We start from the raw sequence: 248 nt of genomic DNA, 5'->3' as shown, positions 1-248 counted from the left end.
CCTGCCGAAGCCGGTAGACATCGCTTTATGGTCAGAGAATAAAGTGGCACGGGTGACAGAATGAAAAATTTACTAGATATTTACGCAAGAAAGAAAAAAGATATAGCAGCAATCGAAAAAGCGCTGGAAGAAAGCGTGTATACGGATCACGCGATGCTGAGAGAGACCTCGAATCATCTGCTGAAAGCAGGCGGTAAGCGGATACGGCCGGTATTCGTTTTACTTGCCGGAGAGTTCGGGAATTATCA

At 46.0% G+C, this 248-nt stretch carries 1 pseudogene; it reads left to right on the top strand.

What is annotated here, in order from left to right:
• Positions 1 to 60: 60 nt before the first annotated feature.
• Positions 61 to 248: pseudogene (locus KVT27_RS25675) on the top strand (heptaprenyl diphosphate synthase); the annotation flags it as partial.

This window comes from Lysinibacillus sp. GbtcB16, from assembly GCF_019091145.1.
GTDB lineage: Bacteria > Bacillota > Bacilli > Bacillales_A > Planococcaceae > Lysinibacillus > Lysinibacillus fusiformis.
The sequence above is the reverse complement of the archived record's forward strand: the minus strand, read 5'-3'. Positions and strand labels throughout refer to the sequence as shown.